General features: G+C 35.9%; 19 protein-coding genes. 2 read left to right on the top strand and 17 right to left on the bottom strand.

Annotation, left to right across the window (positions count from 1 at the left end; genetic code table 11):
- Position 1: 1 nt before the first annotated feature.
- From murC to J3U37_RS00810, 15 genes are all read right to left on the bottom strand, one after another.
- Positions 2 to 1,450: a UDP-N-acetylmuramate--L-alanine ligase gene (murC, locus tag J3U37_RS00880; RefSeq protein WP_366518667.1), complete on the bottom strand. Its 1,449-nt coding sequence runs from the start codon at positions 1,448 to 1,450 to the stop codon at positions 2 to 4.
- Positions 1,451 to 1,619: 169 nt separating this feature from the next.
- Positions 1,620 to 2,672 (bottom strand): undecaprenyldiphospho-muramoylpentapeptide beta-N-acetylglucosaminyltransferase, encoded by a 1,053-nt coding sequence (gene murG, locus J3U37_RS00875; RefSeq protein WP_220218014.1) that lies wholly within the window; start codon positions 2,670 to 2,672, stop codon positions 1,620 to 1,622.
- Positions 2,672 to 3,823 (bottom strand): cell division protein FtsW, encoded by a 1,152-nt coding sequence (ftsW, locus tag J3U37_RS00870; RefSeq protein WP_267329935.1) that lies wholly within the window; start codon positions 3,821 to 3,823, stop codon positions 2,672 to 2,674. Before ftsW ends, murG begins: the two co-directional genes overlap by 1 nt.
- On the bottom strand, positions 3,820 to 5,154 hold the full coding sequence (murD, locus tag J3U37_RS00865) for a UDP-N-acetylmuramoyl-L-alanine--D-glutamate ligase (protein ID WP_267372985.1): 1,335 nt from the start codon (positions 5,152 to 5,154) through the stop codon (positions 3,820 to 3,822). The genes ftsW and murD overlap by 4 nt, the downstream gene beginning before the upstream one ends.
- A gap of 24 nt (positions 5,155 to 5,178) precedes the next feature.
- On the bottom strand, positions 5,179 to 6,261 hold the full coding sequence (gene mraY, locus J3U37_RS00860) for a phospho-N-acetylmuramoyl-pentapeptide-transferase (protein ID WP_267372984.1): 1,083 nt from the start codon (positions 6,259 to 6,261) through the stop codon (positions 5,179 to 5,181).
- 22 nt (positions 6,262 to 6,283) lie between these two features.
- Positions 6,284 to 7,639: a UDP-N-acetylmuramoyl-tripeptide--D-alanyl-D-alanine ligase gene (gene murF, locus J3U37_RS00855; protein ID WP_267372983.1), complete on the bottom strand. Its 1,356-nt coding sequence runs from the start codon at positions 7,637 to 7,639 to the stop codon at positions 6,284 to 6,286.
- Positions 7,636 to 9,189: a UDP-N-acetylmuramoyl-L-alanyl-D-glutamate--2,6-diaminopimelate ligase gene (gene murE, locus J3U37_RS00850; protein WP_220218019.1), complete on the bottom strand. Its 1,554-nt coding sequence runs from the start codon at positions 9,187 to 9,189 to the stop codon at positions 7,636 to 7,638. Before murE ends, murF begins: the two co-directional genes overlap by 4 nt.
- A gap of 12 nt (positions 9,190 to 9,201) precedes the next feature.
- On the bottom strand, positions 9,202 to 10,974 hold the full coding sequence (gene ftsI / locus J3U37_RS00845) for a peptidoglycan glycosyltransferase FtsI (RefSeq protein ID WP_267372982.1): 1,773 nt from the start codon (positions 10,972 to 10,974) through the stop codon (positions 9,202 to 9,204).
- A complete protein-coding gene (gene ftsL / locus J3U37_RS00840; RefSeq protein WP_220218021.1) occupies positions 10,974 to 11,336 on the bottom strand; it encodes a cell division protein FtsL in 363 nt (120 codons plus the stop codon). The genes ftsI and ftsL overlap by 1 nt, the downstream gene beginning before the upstream one ends.
- Positions 11,326 to 12,264 carry a 16S rRNA (cytosine(1402)-N(4))-methyltransferase RsmH gene (gene rsmH / locus J3U37_RS00835; protein ID WP_267372981.1) on the bottom strand — a complete coding sequence of 313 codons (939 nt, stop codon included), beginning with the start codon at positions 12,262 to 12,264 and terminating at the stop codon, positions 11,326 to 11,328. Before rsmH ends, ftsL begins: the two co-directional genes overlap by 11 nt.
- A 15-nt stretch (positions 12,265 to 12,279) precedes the next feature.
- Entirely contained in the window at positions 12,280 to 12,726 is a 447-nt protein-coding gene (gene mraZ, locus J3U37_RS00830) for a division/cell wall cluster transcriptional repressor MraZ (RefSeq protein ID WP_220218022.1), read from the bottom strand.
- Between the two features lie 371 nt (positions 12,727 to 13,097).
- Entirely contained in the window at positions 13,098 to 13,796 is a 699-nt protein-coding gene (gene pgl / locus J3U37_RS00825; protein ID WP_220218023.1) for a 6-phosphogluconolactonase, read from the bottom strand.
- 12 nt (positions 13,797 to 13,808) lie between these two features.
- Positions 13,809 to 15,269, bottom strand: coding sequence for a glucose-6-phosphate dehydrogenase (zwf, locus tag J3U37_RS00820; protein ID WP_220218024.1), 1,461 nt, complete (start codon positions 15,267 to 15,269; stop codon positions 13,809 to 13,811).
- 182 nt (positions 15,270 to 15,451) lie between these two features.
- Positions 15,452 to 15,736, bottom strand: coding sequence for a 50S ribosomal protein L25 (gene rplY / locus J3U37_RS00815; protein ID WP_220218025.1), 285 nt, complete (start codon positions 15,734 to 15,736; stop codon positions 15,452 to 15,454).
- A 186-nt stretch (positions 15,737 to 15,922) separates the two neighbouring features.
- Positions 15,923 to 16,795 carry a D-hexose-6-phosphate mutarotase gene (locus J3U37_RS00810; RefSeq protein WP_267329929.1) on the bottom strand — a complete coding sequence of 291 codons (873 nt, stop codon included), beginning with the start codon at positions 16,793 to 16,795 and terminating at the stop codon, positions 15,923 to 15,925.
- Between the two features lie 203 nt (positions 16,796 to 16,998).
- Between J3U37_RS00810 and hemW the strand changes: the two genes are divergently transcribed.
- Positions 16,999 to 18,132, top strand: a complete 1,134-nt coding sequence (gene hemW / locus J3U37_RS00805) for a radical SAM family heme chaperone HemW (protein WP_267372980.1) — start codon at positions 16,999 to 17,001, stop codon at positions 18,130 to 18,132.
- 241 nt (positions 18,133 to 18,373) lie between these two features.
- Here hemW and J3U37_RS00800 read toward each other — a convergent pair whose 3' ends face one another.
- A complete protein-coding gene (locus tag J3U37_RS00800) occupies positions 18,374 to 19,339 on the bottom strand; it encodes a sugar kinase (protein ID WP_220218028.1) in 966 nt (321 codons plus the stop codon).
- A gap of 1 nt (position 19,340) precedes the next feature.
- Positions 19,341 to 20,165 (bottom strand): DeoR/GlpR family DNA-binding transcription regulator, encoded by an 825-nt coding sequence (locus J3U37_RS00795; RefSeq protein ID WP_267372979.1) that lies wholly within the window; start codon positions 20,163 to 20,165, stop codon positions 19,341 to 19,343.
- 333 nt (positions 20,166 to 20,498) lie between these two features.
- Between J3U37_RS00795 and J3U37_RS00790 the strand changes: the two genes are divergently transcribed.
- The gene (locus tag J3U37_RS00790) at positions 20,499 to 21,353 is read left to right on the top strand and encodes a tagatose bisphosphate family class II aldolase (RefSeq protein WP_220218030.1); all 855 of its coding nucleotides are present in this window, start codon (positions 20,499 to 20,501) and stop codon (positions 21,351 to 21,353) included.
- Positions 21,354 to 21,357: the final 4 nt, after the last annotated feature.

Genomic DNA, 21,357 nt, shown 5'->3' with positions numbered 1-21,357 from the left:
TTTATAAAACCTCTTTTGCAAATAATTGAGAGTTGGCTAATTGGCGAGCAATTCGACCAACACTACCAGCACCTTGCGTAATTAATAAATCGCCACCTTGTAATATTTCTTGCATTATTTCCGGTAGCAGATCTAAGTCAGAAACATAAATAGGATCAACTTTACCTCGATTACGAATCGAACGGCATAATGATCGGCTATCTGCACCAGCAATTGGTTGTTCACCAGCTGAATACACATCTAACATAACCAGCGCATCGACTTGTGAAAGCACTTGCGCAAAATCATCAAATAAGTCTCGAGTACGTGTATATCGGTGCGGCTGAAATATCATTACCAAACGGCGGTCTGCCCAACCATTTCTGGCTGCTTGAATCGTAGCATTCACTTCACTTGGGTGATGTCCATAATCATCAACCATCATAATATCTTTGCCATTAGCATGTGGAAAATGGCCTATCAAATCGAAACGTCGACTTGTTCCGGCAAATTTTGCTAATGCGTTGATAATTGATTGATCATCAATCCCATCTTCAGTGGCGGCAATAATAGCGGCCGCAGAATTTAATGCATTATGTTTACCCGGAGCATTTAATTCAATTTGCAGATCATCACGATCCGGACGACATACCGTGTAATAACTAACCCCACGTTCTTGACGGTAATTTTTGATAACAACATCAGCTTCTTCGCTAAACCCATAAGTAATAATCTTACGTCCAACTACCGGCAATAATTCCCGATTAATCGGATCGTCGTAGCACATAATTGCCAGACCATAAAAAGGAAGATTACGCAAAAACGAAATAAAGGTCTGTTTAAGATTCTCAACACTACCTTGGTAAGTATCCATATGGTCTGGTTCAATATTTGTAACAATTGAGACCATTGGTTGCAAATGCAAAAATGAAGCATCACTCTCATCAGCTTCAGCAATAAAGTAACGGCTTGTACCTAATTTCGCATGCGTTCCAGCCGCTTTTACTAATCCACCGTTTACAAAAGTTGGATCAAGTTTAGCTTCCGCATAAATGGCGGTAACCATTGCGGTTGTTGTGGTTTTACCATGTGTACCTGCAATAGCAATACCATAGCGAAAACGCATTAGCTCAGCTAACATTTCAGCACGTTGAATGACAGGAATACGTGCCTCACGCGCAGCGATGACTTCAATATTATCTTGTGATATAGCCGAAGATATCACAACCACACTTGAATTAAGTACATTTTCCGCTGCATGTCCTATAATGATTTTTGCACCTAAAGTTTCTAAATGTTCTGTTACGGCATTTTGAGCGATATCAGACCCACTTATTTGATACCCTTCATTAGCAAGAACTTCAGCAATACCCCCCATGCCGGCTCCACCGATACCGACAAAATGGATATGTTTGACTCGTTTCATTTCTGGAATAATTGCTCTTAATTCAGCTAATTCCTTTGTATTCACAATCTAACCCCTAATTCGTCTATTTTTGCCTGAAGTTTTCATCTAATATAATCGATTTTGCATTTATAGAATTATTATTTGAGATAACTCAATTTATTATTGACTCAAACATATACTAAACTTGAAATCTTTTGACAAGATTATTACACAAAATTGGATATAAAACTAACTATTTTACCACTGATACCAGTGTTTCCGCCACTTTTTCTGTGGAATCCAGGACAGCCAAACTTTTAGCTTTAACCGCCATTTCAAGCAAATCTTCTCTAGTCAAATTTGCAAGTAAATTAAGTAGTGACTCTACATTAAAATCGGGTTGTTCTATTATTTTAGCTGCACCAATATCGGCCAACGATTTTGCATTCCAAAATTGTTGGCGATCTTTATGCATAAATGGCACAAAAATCGCACCAATACCCACTGCTTCAATTTCACTTACCGTTAAAGCACCACTACGACATATCACAATGTCTGCCCAACTATAAGCCTCTTTCACATCAGTAATAAACTCGGTAACTTTATTATTCGTCATATCACAATGTTGATAAGCTTTAATGACCTCATCAAGCATCCCTTTACCGGTTTGATGCCAGACTATATATTTATCGGACAATTTTGTTATCACTTGAGGTACAACATCATTAATTACTTTTGCACCTTGACTCCCCCCCATAACTAATACACGTATAGGACCTTGTCGCTGTTTAAATCTTTCTGTTGGCTCTGCAACGGTTAATAAATCACGACGCACCGGGTTACCAACGACTTGTGCATTAGCAAACGCCGTTGGGAAAGCTTGTAAAACCTTAGTTGCAATTTTAGCGAGCGATTTATTCGTTAAACCAGCTATCCCATTTTGTTCGTGTAAAACAACTGGTATACCTAACGTTTTAGCGGCTATACCGCCGGGTCCAGATACATACCCGCCCATTCCTAGCACAACGTCGGGTTTATAAGCTTTTAAAATTTTTCTAGCTTGAAAAACCGCTTTTGATATTTTGTACGGCGCTTTTAATAATGCCATTATCCCTTTGCCACGCAGGCCTGAAATTTCTATAAAATCAATATCAATACCATTTTCAGGCACGAGTTGTGCTTCCATTCTGTCAGCGGTACCTAACCACCTGACTTGCCAGCCCTGCTTCATTAAATAATGCGCAACTGCAATTCCTGGAAAAACATGACCGCCGGTACCCCCAGCCATAACTAATAACTTTTTCATTATTTTATTGACCTTATTCTTGCTTGCGCTTGTTGTTGTCTAAATTCAAAATCAATTCGCAATAAAATTGCGACCGCAATACTCATTACAATAAGACTAGAACCACCATAACTAATAAATGGTAGTGTTAGCCCCTTAGTGGGTAACATGCCTGATGTCACACCGACATTGACAAAAGTTTGGAAACCAAACCATATTCCAATTTCACAAGCTAAATAACCGGAAAATTGAGAACCTTCATTGAGTGCGCGGTAACCAATAGCTAGCGCTTTGAATGTCAATAAAAATAATAATGACAATAACGCTACTACGCCAATATATCCGTATTCTTCAGAGATAATTGAAAATATGAAATCTGTATGGCATTCCGGCAAATAACCTAATTTTAGGATAGAATTGCCCATGCCTTGGCCACTTATTCCGCCACTACCTATCGCCATTAAAGAAGCTACAAGCTGATACCCCGATCCGGTTGCATCTTGCCATGGATCAAGAAACGTTAATAATCGTGTTAAACGGTAGGATTCATATAATATAAGGCAAATTACGGCGCCAACGCCTGTTAATAATATTGCAATAAATTGCCATAATTGTGCACCAGCAATAAATAAAATACCAATTGTGACCATAAATAACACAATAACGGTGCCCAAATCGGGTTGTTTTAATAACAAAATAGAAAGAACGGCCATAACCACCATTGGTTTAAAAAAGCCCCAAAATCTATTTTGCACTTCATCTGATTTTCGAGTTAAATAACTGGCTAAAAATATAAATAATGATAACTTAGCAAGTTCTGCTGGCTGAAAATTAAAAACGCCAAGCGGAATCCAACGAGAAGCACCATTAATCGATGATCCAATCCCCAACACCATTACTAACATAATAATGGCGATAATTAATAGTATTGAGCCAAATTGTTGCCAACGTTGCATTGGGATATAGAGCGTAATGAACATTAAAAACAGCGAAATACCCAGCTGAATAAGTTCACGTTGCGTATAAAAGAAAGGGTTACTTTCACTAAATGACATAGACGAAGAAGTCACCATAATTAACCCAAATATCATTAAGCCAATTACCGTCCAGAGTAATTGGTTATCAAAAGGTATATTCGGATTAACTTGTTTTTTGATGGCAAACAGTGTCATTTTCCACTCCTGTGACCGTACTGCTTAGCAAGTTGCGTAAATTGATTTCCGCGATCAATATAGTTTTTGAATTGATCTAAGCTCGCACAAGCAGGCGACAGTAATACCACATCATTTTTTTCTACTTTTTGAGCAATAATTTCTATCGCTTGAGCCATTGTCTCGGTAACTGTGGTGTTATCCGGCAATAATTTGGCTAATAAATTGCGATCTCGTCCAAAACAGAAAATTTCAATATTTCTATTTTGTAAGTATTGGATTAATGGAGAAAAATCAGCCGCTTTCCCATCCCCACCTAAGAGCAAGAAAAGCTTACCATGACACACAACGCTTTTTAATGCGGCTTCAGTACTACCGACATTCGTCGCTTTAGAGTCGTTGATCCAGATAACACCATTGTCTTCAAATACCTGTTCAAAGCGATGCGGTAAACCTTGAAATGAAGCTATTGTTGCCAAGCTTGAAGTGCGAGGAATATTTAATTTATCGCTGATTGCTAAAGCAGCCAATGCATTAAGATAGTTATGGCAACCGATTAATTTCATATCCTTAGTTGATAACACCGGAGATTGTTGAGCAATTAAATGTTGATACTGACTATCTAAGTGGTAATCGCCATGAATTAACCCAAAAGAAACACATTGATGTTGATTCACCGTAGGCACAGTTAGTTTATCATCAGCGTTAATGACACAATATTTTGCATTTTGATAAATACGTTGTTTTGCTTGTGTATATTGCATCAATCCTTGCGGATAACGATCCATATGATCTTCGGTAATATTTAATATTGTTGCAACAGTTGCATGCAAACTATAAGTGGTTTCTAATTGAAAGCTCGATAGTTCAAGCACATATATATCACAATTTTGCTGTAACAATGTTAGAGCTGGTTGACCAATATTTCCACCGACTCCAACTTTAATACCTGCAGATTTGATAATATCGCCAACTAATGTAGTGACAGTGGTTTTACCATTAGCGCCGGTAATTGCCACAATTTTTTTATTGGTTTGAAGATTCACTTCCCGACAAAAAAGTTCAATATCACCGACTATCTCAATTCCCTTTTCGGCAGCTAGTTGTAATTCTGGAGTAGATAAAGCCATTCCGGGACTGGCAATAATTAAATCAGCTTCATATAACCAATCAACATTTAAATCGCCTAAGTGATAAATAACACGCTTATCTAATTGATCTAAACCGGATGGTGATAATCGAGTATCAATTACTTTTGGAATAACATTTTGAGCAAGGAAATAATTAACACAAGAAAGCCCTGTGATACCTAATCCAATAATAACAATATTTTTACCCTGATAACTCACCATGATTCAATCCTACTCTTGTTTTTACTAACGTAGTTTTAAGGTTAATAAACCAATTAGTACCAGCATTAACGAAATAATCCAGAAACGGACAATAACTCGAGGCTCCGGCCAGCCTTTTAATTCATAATGATGATGAATTGGCGCCATTCTAAATATTCGTTTACCTCGTAATTTAAACGAACCAACTTGCAAAATCACCGATACGGTTTCAATCACAAAAATGCCACCCATGATGAATAATAAAAATTCTTGACGCAGTAAAACCGCAATAATACCAAACACGCCACCTAATGCTAATGAACCAACATCACCCATGAAAACCATTGCAGGGTAAGTGTTAAACCATAAAAAACCTAATCCAGCACCAATAATAGCTGTACAAACAATCATTAATTCGCCACTAAATTTGATATAAGGTATATGTAAATAGGCTGCAAAATTGACATTACCCGTCGCCCATGAAACCAAAGCAAAACCGGCTGCAACAAAAACTGTTGGCATAATGGCTAGCCCATCGAGTCCGTCAGTTAAATTAACAGCATTGCCAGCCCCAACTATTACCACGTAAGCTAATAAGATGTACCATAATCCTAACTGTGGCATCACATCTTTAAAAAATGGCACAACCAGTACTGTCACTGAAGTATCTTTACCATAAGCATAAAGTCCAAAAGCAACAATTAATGCAATTAGCGATTGCCAAAAATATTTCCAACGAGCAATCAAGCCATCAGTATTTTTACGAATCACTTTTAAGTAATCATCAGCAAATCCAATAATTCCATAACCGATTAAAACAAATAGCGTTACCCAAACATAAGGATTACGAAGATCTGCCCATAAAAAAACGGATAATGTAATTGACGATAAAATAAGCGTTCCACCCATGGTTGGTGTGCCTTTTTTACTTAAATGAGATTCAGGTCCGTCATGACGAATGACTTGACCGATTTGTAATTTTTGCAACCAATCAATAACTTTTTGCCCAAAGATTAATGAAATGGTTAATGAGGTTAATAACCCTAATATTGCTCTAACAGTTAGATAAGAGAGCACATTAAAAAAGGAAAAATATTTAATTAAATATTCTGAAATCCAAACCAACATAGTTTTAATCCTGACTTATATTTTATTGTTCATTTTTAATTTGTTCTATCACATCTTCCATTTTGGCACTACGAGAACCTTTAACTAACATAGTTAAAGTGGAATGTTGATGTAACAGTGTTAACAGATATTTCACAGCATCTTGTTTGTGGGTAAAATGGTGACCAACACCACTGTAATCACTAATATATTGACTTAACTGCCCGACACTCACAACACAATCAATTTTTTGACGTTGTGCCAATTCACCAATTTGTTGATGATATTTAGCTGCATCATTGCCAAGCTCAGCCATATCACCAACTACTAACACTTTAAATCCTGGTTGAGTAGATAAAACATCAATGGCTGCTGACATCGAACCGACATTGGCATTATAAGAATCATCCCAAATTAGTTGATTTTGTTTTAATCTTATTGGGTATAACCGCCCTTTAACCGGTTGTAATGTTTGTAAACCTTGCTTAATTTGATCAAAGCTCGCCCCGACAGAAATCGCTAAAGCCGAAGCAGCAATAGCATTGGATATGTTATGTTTACCAACTAAAGGTAAAACAATTTCACATTCACCTTGAGGCGTATGTAAAGTAAACCGACTCTTTTCACCAAATTGAATATTGCTAGCATAAAAATTTGCTGCTGAATTATTTAATGAAAAAGTCCATACTGTTTTATCTTTTAACTGATCAAACCATTTATCACTGCAACTATCTAAATTGATAATGGCTATGCCATTTTCTGGTAGTCCTAAAAAAATCTCGCCTTTAGCACTTGCTACACCAGCAAGAGAACCAAAACCTTCAATATGTGCTTCAGCAATATTATTAATTAATGCTGTTTGAGGTTTAACTAGCTTGGTGGTATAAGCAATCTCACCAATATGATTTGCCCCTAATTCAATTACGGCATACTGATCTTGTTTAGTTAAACGAAATAGTGTTAAAGGAACCCCTATATCATTATTAAAGTTGCCTTGTGTATAAAGGGTCGGTCCGCAACACTGTAAAATAGCAGCTGTCATCTCTTTAACCGAAGTTTTACCGGATGATCCTGTCAATGCAACAATTTTGGCTGAGCATTGTTGACGAATATAAGTAGCAATAGCGCCAAGTGCCCAATGGGTATCTTTTACAACGATTTGAGGAATATTACTGTCAATTTTATGGTTGACAACAACAGCTATTGCCCCCGCTTTTATCGCTTGCTCGGCAAATAAATGTCCATCAAAATTTTCCCCGACTAACGCAATAAATAATGATTTAGCAACAATCTTTCTCGAATCAGTGCATATACTATCAATAGCAACGCTTTGATCTTCTATAGCATAACTTTCGCCATTAACGACTGTTATAATCTGCTCAATATTTAAAGGAATCATACTTGATTCTCTACTCCTAAAAGCTGTTTGACTGTTTGTTGATCCGAAAAGTGGTGTTTTGTTTTACCAATAATTTGATAATCTTCATGTCCTTTACCGGAAATTAATATCACATCATTTACATCCGCTTGTGCCAATGTTTGTTTAATCGCTTGAACTCTATCAGTAATCACTTGAACATCTTTTTTAACAGCTTGAAAACCTTGTTCAATATCGTGGATAATTTTCATTTCATCTTCTGTGCGTGGATTATCATTAGTAAGCACAATCTTATCGGCAAACTGTTCAGCCACTTGAGCCATCAGCGGTCTTTTGCCAGTATCTCTGTCACCACCACAACCGAAAATCACCCATAAATTTCCTTTGCAATGAATACGGCTGGCTTGCAATGCTTTTTGTAGTGCATCAGGCGTATGGGCGTAATCAACAATCACTGTTGGACTATTGTTAACATGAATGACTTCCATTCGCCCACAGATAGGTTTAAGAAAAGAAGCCATATTAACAACTGCATAAAATGGGTAATTAAGCGTTAAAAGTGTGGCGACAGCTAATAATAAGTTTGATACATTAAATTCACCTAACAATCGACTATTGATAACTGCATTGCCCCAGCTCGATTCCATATGAATCTTGGCGCCCTTATCATGATATTCAATCATTGACACACCAACATACTCCATATTAAGTGCCTTTAATCGTCGTAATGACTTAGGTTGACATGATACAGCGGTAACCTGTGACAGTTTTTCAATCCAGCGTTTACCATACGGATCATCATAATTGATGATCGGTTTTCCTGAACTTATAACTTGCCTTTCTTTCTCATCCGGACTGAATAATGACCATTTCGCCTTAGCGTATTTATTCATCGTTTTATGATAATCAAGATGATCACGGCTTAAATTACTAAACACAGTCGCACTAAAGTGTAACCCTTTTACTCTATTCATGGATAAGCCATGGGAAGATATTTCCATGGTAGCGACTGTAACATCTTTTTTTACAAAATCAGCTAATAAAGATTGAATATCAACAGCAGATAAAGTTGTGTTAGTGGAAGGTTCAAGTTTATCGTAAATACCATTACCTATCGTGCCCATAATTGCAACTTTTTCATTTAATAATGCTGTACATTGAGCAATCAACTGCGTGATAGTTGTTTTGCCATTTGTTCCAGTCACGCCAATCAATGATAAGTGATTTGATGGTGAGTGATAATAATCATTAGCAATAGTTGAAACTTTTTGAGCAAGACGATAAACACTAATTTGCGGAACCACTGGCTTGTTGTCTTGTTTAATATAACTGATTTTTAAATCATTCAACTTTCTATTTGTTTCAGTTAAAACAACTACTGCTCCGGCTGAAATAGCTTGCGGTATAAAATCCCGACCATCAACGGTGAAACCTTTAATAGCAATAAACACATCATCTTTATTTACATTGCGACTATCTATTTTCAAATTATTGAGTGGAAAATCATTGACCTTGATTTTCTGATTTACACCCAATAATTTAAGTAAATTTTTAAAAGTGTTTATAGCCATCACTACCACCTATTAATATATAATCATTTGCCCATCGACTTGGCGATCGGGTTTTACATTCATTGTTCTAAGTACGCCGCCCATAATACGACTAAATACTGGAGCGGAAACTGAGCCGCCATAATACTGTCCGGCTTTTGGGTTATCGATCACTACCACCAAAGAGTATTTTGGTGCTGAAGCAGGTGCAATACCTGCTGTATAAGCTAAATATTGATTAACATACCTGCCACCCGACAATTTTTTCGCTGTACCGGTTTTTACACCAACGCTGTAGCCGGGCACTGATGCTTTAGTTCCGCCACCAGTTACAGCTACGGCTTCCATTAATTGAACAACCGTTTTAGCAATTTTTTCAGAAACCACCCGTTCACCTTCAACAGGTTGCGTTACTTTTAAAATAGAAACCGGTCGATAAATACCATAACTGCCAATAGTTGCATAAGCTCTGGCTAGTTGCACTGGAGTTACACTTAATCCATAGCCGAAAGCAAAAGTCGCACGTTCAATATCCGCCCATTTACGCGTTCTATCGGCTGCAATTGATCCACTCACTTCGCCACCCAAGCCTAACTCGGTAGGTTGTCCTAACCCAAAGCGACTATAAAATTCGACTAAGTCACCGGACTGCATTTTTAAAGCCAATTTACTTACGCCAACATTACTCGATTTTTCTAAAATACCTGCTAGATTAAGTGATTTCTGATATGACACATCTTTAATTTCATATCGGTTAACTAAAAAAGGTCTGGTATCAATGACAGTATTTAAATCTGCAATTTTTTTCTCTAAAGCTGCCATAACAACAAGAGGTTTAACTGTCGACCCTGGCTCAAAAGCGTCTGTTACGGCACGATTTCTCAGTAAGCTATAATCAATTGATGATCGGTTATTTGGGTTATAAGACGGGCTTGTGGCCATAGCTAATATTTCACCCGTATGCACATCAACTAGTACCGCAGTTCCACTATCTGCTTTATTAAATTCAACTGCTTGGCTAAGCTCGCTATAAACTAAAGATTGCAATCGTTCATCAATACTTAATGTTAAATCAGAAGCTACTTCACTTTCTGTTCGTTGTAGTTCTTCAATAACACGACCCAGTCGGTCACGTCTAACTACACGTTGTCCTGACTCACCAGTTAACCACTTATTAAAGCTTTTTTCGATTCCTTCTGAACCTTTTTCAGTGCCATTTTGATCAATATCGGTTAGTCCAATTAACTGAGCAATATTTTGCGCTGCGGGGTAATAACGTTTTGATGTTTTAGCAAACGAAATTCCCGGTAATTTCAACTTTTTTAAGTAATCCGATATTGTCGGTGTTATTTGCTTAGACAAATAAACAAAACGCATAGAGGGATTGCTTAATTTCTCTTCAAGCGTCGACATAGGTATATTTAATGTTTTTGCTAAACCTTGCCACCTTATATCATCAGCTTTTACACCACCTTTTTGTACAACAATTTTTGGATCTGCCCAAACATCATACATAGGCACACTAACAGCAAGTGCTCGACCATTACGATCGGTAATCATTGCCCTTGGTGCGTCCATTTCCTGATGACGGATTGAACGTTTGTTGCCTTCTGAAATTAACTTCTCCGGCTCAATAATCTGTAAAATTGCCATTCGAACAATCAAGCTAATAATGGCAACTATGATAAAACCGTAAACTATATAAAAGCGATTAGGTGTAAAAAACTGTTTTTTACTGTTTAGTTTATTCGGTTTATTTGTCCTTACTGAGTTCTTATCTTTTTTATGTTTAGTGACAGATTTCATCATTTACTCTTTATCACAATAACGGTTTCATTTTGAGGTGTCACATAAGACATCCCTAATTGATTTTTCGCTTTATCTTCAACTCGTTTTGGATCTGCAAGAACATTTTCTTCAATAACTAAATTTCGCCACTCGCTTTCTAGCACATCCTGTTCTAATAAAAGCTGCTCTCTTTCAAATAATTGTTTACGCACTTGTTGCGTTGTGATTAAAACCGCACCAGCTGAAAGAACAACAAAAATAAGCAATAATAGAGACAATTTTTGGTGACCAAAAAGATCACCTACAATCAAACCAAATAAACTTTGAATTGGTCTTTTTGTGTTGTCTACATAATGACTATTATTTTGATTACTGTTCATGTTTTCTTTCAGCTACCCTCAATATTGCACTACGTGAACGTGGATTATTATCAATTTCAACAGTAGTTGGCTTAATTTTGCCTAGTGAAGCTAACTTAGCAGTACCATATTGTTTTATCTGCTGTTGAGTTAATGGTAATCCCGCAGGAATATCTGGCCCTTTACTCTGTTTATTAATAAATTGTTTAACAATTCTATCTTCTAAAGAGTGAAAACTAATTATGGCTAATCTTCCCTTATCGGCAAGTACGGACAAGCTACTATCTAATGCTTGTTCAACTTCTTCCAATTCACTATTAATGTAAATACGAATAGCTTGAAAACTACGTGTAGCAGGGTGTTTGTGCTTATCTTTTTTGGGTGTTGCTTTCTCAATTAAATTAGCTAACTCTAATGTGCGCGTTATTGGTGTAACTTTGTTTTGTTCCACAATTGCTCGGGCAATACGCTTGGCAAATTTTTCTTCGCCAAATGTTTTCAATACCCATGCAATATCATCTTCATCACTTCTTAATAACCATTCGCTAGCAGTTAAGCCTTTATGATTATTCATACGCATATCAAGTGGACCATCTCGCATAAATGAAAACCCTCTTTGAGGATCATCTAATTGTGGAGATGAGACACCAAGATCGAGTAAAAATCCGTCTATTTTACCGATTAATCCTAAATCATCGAGATATTGATAAATATTTGAAAACTCACCTCGAATAAAATGAAATCGGGGATCATCTATTTTTTCAGCCTCTTGCTGTGCTCGCTCATCACGATCTATCGCAATAAGTTTTCCGTTTTTACCTAGTTTTCCGAGTATAAGACGAGAATGCCCACCACGACCGAAAGTACCATCAACATAAATACCATTTTCTTTGATATTTAATGCAGAAACAGCTTCATTTAATAGTACCGTTGTATGTTGATAATTCATCACGCTTTTACTCTTTTAAATTGTTAAATTTTTTAAATTATCGGATAAGTTTTCAACATCTGCTGATATCGCAGCGATATCATCACTAATTTGTTGATACCAAATCGCTTCATCCCAAATTTCAAATTTGTTAGATTGGCCAACAAACATTGTATGTTTTTCTAATTTTGCATAGGTGCGTAGAGTTGGTGGCAACAATATTCTTCCGGCACTGTCCATTGGGCACTCTGTTGCATAACCGAGTAATAACCTTTTAATTCGCCGTTCAGCTTCAACAACAGAGGATAAAGTTGATAATTGTTTCTCTATTTGTTGCCATTCTGAAAGTGAGTAAAGTGTTAAACATGGGTGGTATAAGCCAATGGTACATACCATACCTTCGGACAAAAATTCACGATAACGAGTGGGAATAGCCATTCGCCCTTTGCTATCTAAATTGACCGAAATTGCACCACTAAACATGAAAGCACCATTTGTTATTAATTTTATTATTTTTAAAATGATTTAAAATCAAACAGTTAAATATTTTTTATATTTTTACCACTTAACCCCACTTTTTACCACAAAAGTAACAAAAATAATAGGTATTTAATCAATTAATTTCAGCCGTTTTATTTATAAAGATCATGATTGATGTTTATTTAAGAAAATTCAAACATAAATTAGAAATTAATTATTTAAAATCAAAATATTACTAAATATCGAATGGCTATTTTATTCAAGATAAAAAATCACATTTTCTTAATAAGAAAGAGTTGGATTAGATTTAATGTTCAATCGAGATAGGAGGATTTAATTTAGTTAGCCGACTTTTGTCGGCTAATCTGACTAATTTATGAAGCAGCCCAAAATCCAATAACATTGACTATATTTTGTTTTATCACTGCACGTATCGGCATCTCATCAATATCATCACCTTTTTCTGCCCGTTCAAGTACATCTAATTTACTTTCACCAACTAAATGTAAATAGATATTTTTACTATCTAAAATTGTTGGTAAAGTTAAGGTAATGCGATCAAGAGGTGCAGTTAATGGAGTCATGCCAATAACTTTTCGACCAGAGTTCATATCCAATCCAGCCATTAAGTTAGCCGCTCCAGGGAATAGTGATGCCGTATGCCCGTCTTCTCCCATACCTAGAATGACTACATCTAAAGGCATTGGCACTTTAGTTAGCTCTTTTTCAGTCAATTGAGCACCATCAAATGGGTTATCGCAACTGTTTTTTAAGCCGACAAAATTAGCCAGTTTTGCTTTATTTTGCAACAGATAAGTCATCACTAATTTTTCATTACTGGCATCATCAGTATCATCTACCCATCTATCATCCACCAAAGTAATAAAAATACGATTCCATTCTAAATCTTGCTCACTGAGCATAGTAAATAAAGGAATAGGTGTTTTTCCGCCAGAAACAGCTAGAGAAGCATGCCCCTTTTCAGCAATCGCTTGTTTTAACGCATTGACAATATGTGAAATAAGGTCTTTATTAAGTAATTGGCTATTATCATATTTATTTAATGTAAACATAGTTATGTTCCTTTATTCAAATTCATGCCATGAATAACCATCTTTAGTAACCAAAGCAACTGAAGCAACAGGGCCCCATGTGCCAGCCTGATAGGTTTTAGGTGATTCGTTATCAGCATTCCACGCCTTAATGATTGAGTCAACCCATTTCCATGCAGCTTCTACTTCATCACGATGTACAAATAGAGCTTGTCGCCCTCGCATTACTTCCAGTAATAAACGCTCGTAAGCATCCGCACTAGGTTGATGGAAAGTCTCACTAAAACTTAAATCCAGTTTAGTTGTTTGAAGATTATGAGTACTATCCAAACCAGGCACTTTATTTAAAATTTCAATATCCATGCCTTCATCTGGTTGCAACCGAATCGTTAGTTTATTTTGTGGAAGCTTAGAATAAGATTCACTAAATAAGTTAAGTGGTAATGGCTTAAAGTAAACGACAACTTCTGAGCATTTGCTTGGCAATCGTTTTCCGGTTCGCAAATAGAATGGTACACCAGCCCAACGCCAATTATCAATATCAACACGAATAGCAACAAATGTTTCAGTATGGCTTTCTTTATTTGCTCCGTCTTCTTCTAAATAGCCCGGAACATTAATACCATTTACAAAGCCTGCAGTATATTGCCCACGTACAACTTTTTCATGAAGATTGCTTTTATTGATCGGCCTTAATGCATTTAACACCGCTATTTTTTCATTGCGTAAACTATCATCGGCAAGATTAGCTGGTGGCGACATAGCAATCATAGTTAAAATTTGTAATAAATGGTTTTGCACCATATCCCGCATTTGACCTGCTTTATCGAAATATCCCCAACGACCTTCAATACCAACTTGCTCAGCAACGGTTATTTCTACATGATCAATTGAGTTACGATCCCAAAAAGAGGCAAAAATCGGGTTAGCAAAACGCAATGCGAGTAAATTTAAAACCGACTCTTTACCCAGATAATGGTCAATACGATAAACTTGTGATTCACTGAAAAATTTTGCCACAGAATCATTAATCTCACGAGAAGATTGTAAATCAAACCCTAATGGTTTTTCCATTACTATGCGATTTTTAGATTGATTTAATCCAGCTTCAGCCAAACCATGACAAATGGTGCCAAATGCATTTGGATGCATAGCAAAATAGAAGATAGCCGGATGATTCTGATCCAGTTTAGTTTTTAATGCTTGAAAACCTGAGGTGTCATTTACATCTAATTTATGAAAATTGAGTCGTTGGCTAAAACGACGCCAAACTGTTTCATCTAATGGTTCTGACATAAATGTCGTTAATGCATCTTTTGCTACTTCAGTGTAAGCAGCTTGATCCCACTCAGCTCGCCCTACGCCTAAAATTTTGGTCTGCTTTGGCAGTTTTCCACATTTTTCTAATTGGTATAGAGACGGTAAAAGTTTACGCCTCGTCAAATCCCCTTTTGCACCGAAAATAACTAAATCGCAGGCTGGGATATCAGACATGGTGTTCTCCTAAAAATGGTATTGATTGACTTATTCTATTATTTTTTGTTACCAGTATACACCCTGTTAATAGTATAAATCATAATAATAGGTATTTGCCCTATTTTACACTAAAACAAAAGGTCACCATTTAGGTGACCTTTACTTGAAGCTATATTGGATAAATTCCAACAAACGGTTGATTAAACGCGCACAAAGTCCATATGAACTAATTTTGGTTTAAATGCGTGGCGTTGAACTGCTTGTACTTTAACTTTGATTTCTTTACCGTCAACTTCAATAGTAAGTACTTCAGAATAGAATTCTGGTTTTTCTTGCATATTGAAAATTTGGTTGTGATCTAACACAACAGAAATCGCAGGCTCAGTTCCACCATAAACAATGGCTGGAAATTGACCAGCGTGACGCAGGCGGCGGCTCGCACCCTTACCATGCTCTTTTCTTACTTCTGCTTTAAATTTAAACATGTTTGATTCTCTTAATAATTTTAAATAAAAAAACCAATTACAGGCGACCCAGTAGTTGGCTATCAATTTGGTGCTTTAAAAGCGCTAGCGATTATAAAGTGTTATGTTGATAAACGCAATCAAATAATCAGCTCATAACAAGATAAAGCTAACCTTTGATTGCGTTAAAAAGCAATGGTAAAACAGTTAAATCAATTCAATCTTAAAGCCATAGGCCGTTTTAGCGTTTGGCGATAATTTTAACGGTTTGTTGATACAACTGGTTTCAACACAAACCATTGATTGATACTCTTCATCAGCAAAATCAGCCATAGCTTTGGCTTTATCGATCCATGGATTCCATGTCACCACATCACTGGCTCCGATATTGGTTAATTCAATGGTTCTTTTACCATCCGCAATAGTTATTTTGTCACTAGGGTGAGTATAAATACGATCAACTTCTTGATTGAAAGTTAACTGACCCGCCGTTGTTGGTTTATTTTCAACCGATAAACGTTCTTGATAGTTTTCACCTAAACCTTTAACCACAACATCATGAATATTATTAATACCAAAATAGGTATGTAATGCGCTTGTTGCATCAAAATCACCTTGACAACTTAGTGTTACATGACAAGTGTGTCCGACATGGATATTTAGCCAAACATGGAAAGGTTGAGTAAAAAATGGTTCGGTTTGCTGATTGTTAGTTAGCGATAACACTAAATCAACGCCATTATCATCCTCATGACACGAATCAAGTTGCCAATCAACTATTCGAGCAAAACCATGAGCAGGATCACCTAGTTGACCAAACCAAGGCCAACAAATCGGCACACCACCTCGAATAGCTTTTTGCTTTTTAAAATGTGTTTTTTGGCTCAACCAGATAACCGGGGAAGATTGGGTTGAAGGTTGCCAAAATAATAGATGTGCGCCTTGTAAGGCAACAGCTGCACGACAAGTTTTGTGAGTAATAACCAATACCGGTAGTTCACCAAATGTGATTTGATTAACCGACGGACTTAATGATTTTTCTGCTGAATGACTCTCTAAAATTTGCTTAATAATACTCATACCTACTCCTGAATAATTTTTACTAACTTTTTTGGCTAACTATGCAAGTTAACTTGAAAAAATAAATTTAAAAACTGGCATTGATTTTACGCTTTTTAGGCACATTATAAAGACGGAATAAATGTAAAACAGCTTTTTTTAGTAAATTAGAGTAATATAGGCGGCTATTTGAATAACATGTCAAAAGATTTCAGGAAAGGTATATGTTTGAGTATAAAATCCCTTTAAGTTTGTATATACATATGCCATGGTGTGTACAAAAATGTCCTTATTGTGATTTCAATTCTCATACATTGAAAGCTACCCCAGACTATGAAAATTACATTGATCATTTAATTAACGATTTAAAACAAGATGTATCACTTTGTCAGAATCGATCTATTCATTCTATTTTTATTGGTGGCGGTACACCAAGCCTCTTTTCTGCCGAACTGATCGATAAATTATTAGCGAACATTAATAAAGTTATTCCTATAGATAGTGATGCCGAAATCACTATAGAAGCAAACCCAAATTCGGTTGATGTTGAGCGATTTAATGGATACCAACAAGCGGGGATAAATCGCATCTCAATTGGTGTACAAAGTTTTCAAGCAGATAAATTGTTAAAGTTAGGACGTATCCATAATCAACAAGAAGCCATTGATGCCGGGAAACTAGCACACAATTTAAATTTACGTAGCTTCAATTTAGATTTAATGCATGGTTTACCAAATCAAACATTAGATGATGCTTTATATGATTTAAAACAGGCAATTGATATTGCCCCACCGCATTTTTCTTGGTACCAGTTAACGATTGAACCTAATACACTGTTTGGATCTAAACCTCCGGTTTTACCTGATGATGATATGCTTTGGGCGATCTATCAAGCAGGTCATCAACTTTTAACGGAAAATGGTTACCAACAATACGAAACATCTGCTTATGCAAAAACGAATTATCAATGTCAGCATAATCTTAATTATTGGCGATTTGGTGACTATATAGGTATTGGATGTGGTGCACATGGAAAAATAACGCAATCTGACGGTAAAATAATTCGAACAGTGAAGACCAAACACCCTAAAGGCTATCTTGAAGGTCGTTATTTAGATAAGCTTAATACCGTTGAACAAGCCGATTTACCATTTGAGTTTTTTATGAATCGCTTCAGGCTATTTGAACCGACCCCGAAACATGAATTTGAACAACGAACTTTTTTACCTTTACAGACTATAGATCAACAAATAACGCAAGCTATTGATAAAAATTATATTATTGAAGATAACCAGCATTGGCAAATTACCGATCATGGGAAGTTATTTCTTAATTCGCTATTAGAGCTTTTTTTATAAATTCACTTGAAAAGTTTTTTTAAATAAGCCAAAAACCAATCTTTACTATAATTTTACATAATAATCGCTTACTTTTTAATCAATCATATGTATCTCTTTACATACTTTTAGAGGAAAAGGGTGCATAATAGTATCCGACAATGCATAAATTCATTGTTTTCCTATTCCTTATGTTTTCCCAATAACTCTGTTATTGGGATTTTTTTTTCGCTAAAATTTTTAAATAAGGAAAACAACTATTTTAGCAGGTTTGATATTTAGATAAGAATGCTTCGATCTCTAACAATGTTGTAGTGCCTTCCATTGGTCCTTTTTTCGATACCGCTAAAGCGCCACTTGCATTAGCATATTGTAAAGCCATTTCAACCGAAAATCCTGCCAACATCAAACTAACAAATGTCGCACAAAAGCAGTCTCCTGCCCCAGTTGGATCAATTGAATCTATCGGAAAACCATCAACATGAAGTTTTTTTAAATTACTATTTTCATCTAAGCCATAGTAATTTGCGCCCTTAGCGCCGCTTTTTACAACGATGTGCTTAACACCACGTTCGAGTAAAGCTCTCATCGTCTGCTCTTCGCTTTCATTATTATGAGTAAAATAGCTGACTTCATTTTCACTAGGCAAAAATATATCGGTATATTCCAAAATGTAATCGAAAGATTGTTCCATTTCTTGAATGTTAAACATCTCTTTGCGTAAATTAGGATCAAATGAGATCGTCCCACCTTTTCTTTTGATTCTATCGAGAGCCTTGCGCATTGCATCAATCGCTCGAAATGAGTAAAGCGATGAACCCATAACATGTAAATGGTTACAATCTTTGAGTAAACCCTCATCGATATGATCAAAGGATAATAAGCCACAAGCACTATTAGGTATATTGAATATGAAATCACGCTCATTATAGTCTTGATAAGTTACAAATGCGCTGCCAGTATTAGCCCGGCTGTGGGATGTGATACCTTCAATATTCACACCATCTTTTTTTAGCCGATTAATACACATCTGGCCAAAGCTGTCCTTACCGACACAACTAAAAAATACAACAGGAAATCCTAATTTAGCCACCTGATCGGCAAAAATTGCTGGTGCTCCACTTGGAAAAGGCCCAATAAACTCACCAGTTTGATCAAAGCGCTGATGTTGTTTTTTAGCTAGAAATTCAACAAGTAGCTCTCCGATTGTGCAAATTTTAAAACTCATATTATGCTCCTGGTAAATTATGATACTTGACGCAATATTTATTCATAGCATATTGTTTAAAATTAGATTTTAACAATTGTTGATGATATTCTGTCACTGCTGGTTTTGATAAGATTGCAACATCCATTTGTTTCAATTTTCCAATACTATTATTATCTTCTGAAATACCTCTTTGCGATAATATGCCAATTGTATGATTAGCATGTTTTAATAATCGTTTATAAATTTCTTTTTGTTCAATGTTTTCAATAATTAATTGATTATTTACACTGATTGCCGCTAACTCAAGAATAAAATGCGTGATAGGATATTGCTCACATATAATCGCTAATTGATTATAACTTTTAATCACAATATCATCATGTAATACACCGCCAATTAAAATCACTTCTGCATCTGAGAACTCTTTCACCAATTGCGCATTATTAATATCATTCATAATGATTCTTAGTGATTTTTTGCTATGTAAAAAAGGGATAAGTTTGCGAATTAAATCGCCATGACTTAAAAAAATAGTATCGCCGTCATTGATATAATTTAAACAAGTTTTAACTAAATCAATATCACCACCCTCAATACCTGAAGGGTAATTTGGCGTTAGGAGAGTTGAGTTATTAGTTATTTTGCTAGGAGAAATATAGATAGCACCACCAAAAGAGCGCTTTAAATATCCTTGCTGTTCTAAATATGTAAGATCTTGTCTAATAGTAACATTCGAAACTTGAAGCTGATCTGATAATTCGTCGACTTTAACTTCACCTTGTTTTCGAACAATTTCTGCGATATCCAATCGACGTTTTAATAGAGTAGAAGATGCTCTAGCCAATTCTCACTTCCTATGTAATTGGTAAATAGTACGAATAAATTTAACATACATGCGGTCAATAACAAACAATCTAGACCTTTAATTACTAAATTATATTATTTTTATATTAATATTTGAGCGCTGACTTTTGTTAAAGGAAAGTAAATTTTTTTTCGATATTTTGTAATCAATCTTTTTTTTTAAACAATAAAAAGTGCAATTTTGTGATCTATATCACTCTAATTCTGCTGGCATAACCTTCATTTTGCAATAATAATTAGACCAAATAACTTTCGATTTGAAAGAGTGTATTAAAATTTAAATAGTATTGACAAAAAGTTAAGGAGTAGCCGAATGTCTATTATTTCAAGCAATAACATGTTAAAAAAAGCCCAAAAGGAAAACTACGCAGTCCCCGCTTTTAATATCCACAATCTGGAAACTATGCAAGTTGTGGTCGAAACAGTCGCTGAACTGCAATCGCCGGTCATATTAGCGGGAACACCAGGAACTTATAGCTATGCCGGGACAGAAAATATCATCGCAATAGCCTACGAACTTTCCAAAAAACATAACGTCCCTTTAGCCCTCCATTTAGACCACCATGAAAGTTACCAAGATATAATCAACAAAATTGATGCTGGTGTTCGCTCAGTTATGATAGATGGATCCCATTTCCCATTTGAAGAAAATATTAATATTGTCAAACAAGTTGTTGAATATGCTCATCGTTACGATGTTAGCGTTGAAGCCGAATTAGGTCGCCTTGGTGGTATTGAAGATGATTTAGTGGTTGATGCAAAAGATGCATTATATACCAATCCACAACAGGCAGTTGAATTTATTGAGAAAACAGGAATTGACTCTTTAGCTATCGCAATCGGTACAGCACATGGGCTTTATAAGTCAGATCCTAAGCTTGACTTTGATCGTTTATCTGAAATTCGTTCAATAGTTGATATACCTCTTGTTTTACATGGTGCATCGGGTGTGCCGGATAAAGATGTACGTGAATGTATCAAGCGAGGGATTTGTAAAGTCAATGTTGCCACCGAACTAAAAATTGCTTTTGCTGATGCGTTAAAAAGTTATCTCATTGAAAATCCCGATGCTAACGACCCACGCCATTATATGAAACCGGCAAAATTGGCGATGAAAGAAATTGTCAAAAAAATCATTACTACCTGTGGATGTGCTGGCAAATTATAGAGGT

Origin of the sequence: Gilliamella sp. B3172 (assembly GCF_026536465.1) — a bacterium.
Classification (GTDB): Bacteria; Pseudomonadota; Gammaproteobacteria; order Enterobacterales; family Orbaceae; genus Gilliamella.
Note: the sequence above shows the minus strand (reverse complement) of the source record. Positions and strands in the feature narration are given on the sequence as shown.

Bases quoted from the DNA above. Each gene is read 5' to 3' on its own strand.
- murG (WP_220218014.1), bottom strand. From the start codon at position 2,672: ATGAAAAAGTTATTAGTTATGGCTGGGGGTACCGGCGGTCATGTTTTT.
- ftsW (WP_267329935.1), bottom strand. From the start codon at position 3,823: ATGACACTGTTTGCCATCAAAAAACAAGTTAATCCGAATATACCTTTT.
- murD (WP_267372985.1), bottom strand. From the start codon at position 5,154: ATGGTGAGTTATCAGGGTAAAAATATTGTTATTATTGGATTAGGTATC.
- mraY (WP_267372984.1), bottom strand. From the start codon at position 6,261: ATGTTGGTTTGGATTTCAGAATATTTAATTAAATATTTTTCCTTTTTT.
- murF (WP_267372983.1), bottom strand. From the start codon at position 7,639: ATGATTCCTTTAAATATTGAGCAGATTATAACAGTCGTTAATGGCGAA.
- murE (WP_220218019.1), bottom strand. From the start codon at position 9,189: ATGGCTATAAACACTTTTAAAAATTTACTTAAATTATTGGGTGTAAAT.
- ftsI (WP_267372982.1), bottom strand. From the start codon at position 10,974: ATGAAATCTGTCACTAAACATAAAAAAGATAAGAACTCAGTAAGGACA.
- ftsL (WP_220218021.1), bottom strand. From the start codon at position 11,336: ATGAACAGTAATCAAAATAATAGTCATTATGTAGACAACACAAAAAGA.
- rsmH (WP_267372981.1), bottom strand. From the start codon at position 12,264: ATGAATTATCAACATACAACGGTACTATTAAATGAAGCTGTTTCTGCA.
- mraZ (WP_220218022.1), bottom strand. From the start codon at position 12,726: ATGTTTAGTGGTGCAATTTCGGTCAATTTAGATAGCAAAGGGCGAATG.
- pgl (WP_220218023.1), bottom strand. From the start codon at position 13,796: ATGTTTACATTAAATAAATATGATAATAGCCAATTACTTAATAAAGAC.
- zwf (WP_220218024.1), bottom strand. From the start codon at position 15,269: ATGTCTGATATCCCAGCCTGCGATTTAGTTATTTTCGGTGCAAAAGGG.
- rplY (WP_220218025.1), bottom strand. From the start codon at position 15,736: ATGTTTAAATTTAAAGCAGAAGTAAGAAAAGAGCATGGTAAGGGTGCG.
- J3U37_RS00810 (WP_267329929.1), bottom strand. From the start codon at position 16,795: ATGAGTATTATTAAGCAAATTTTAGAGAGTCATTCAGCAGAAAAATCA.
- hemW (WP_267372980.1), top strand. From the start codon at position 16,999: ATGTTTGAGTATAAAATCCCTTTAAGTTTGTATATACATATGCCATGG.
- J3U37_RS00800 (WP_220218028.1), bottom strand. From the start codon at position 19,339: ATGAGTTTTAAAATTTGCACAATCGGAGAGCTACTTGTTGAATTTCTA.
- J3U37_RS00790 (WP_220218030.1), top strand. From the start codon at position 20,499: ATGTCTATTATTTCAAGCAATAACATGTTAAAAAAAGCCCAAAAGGAA.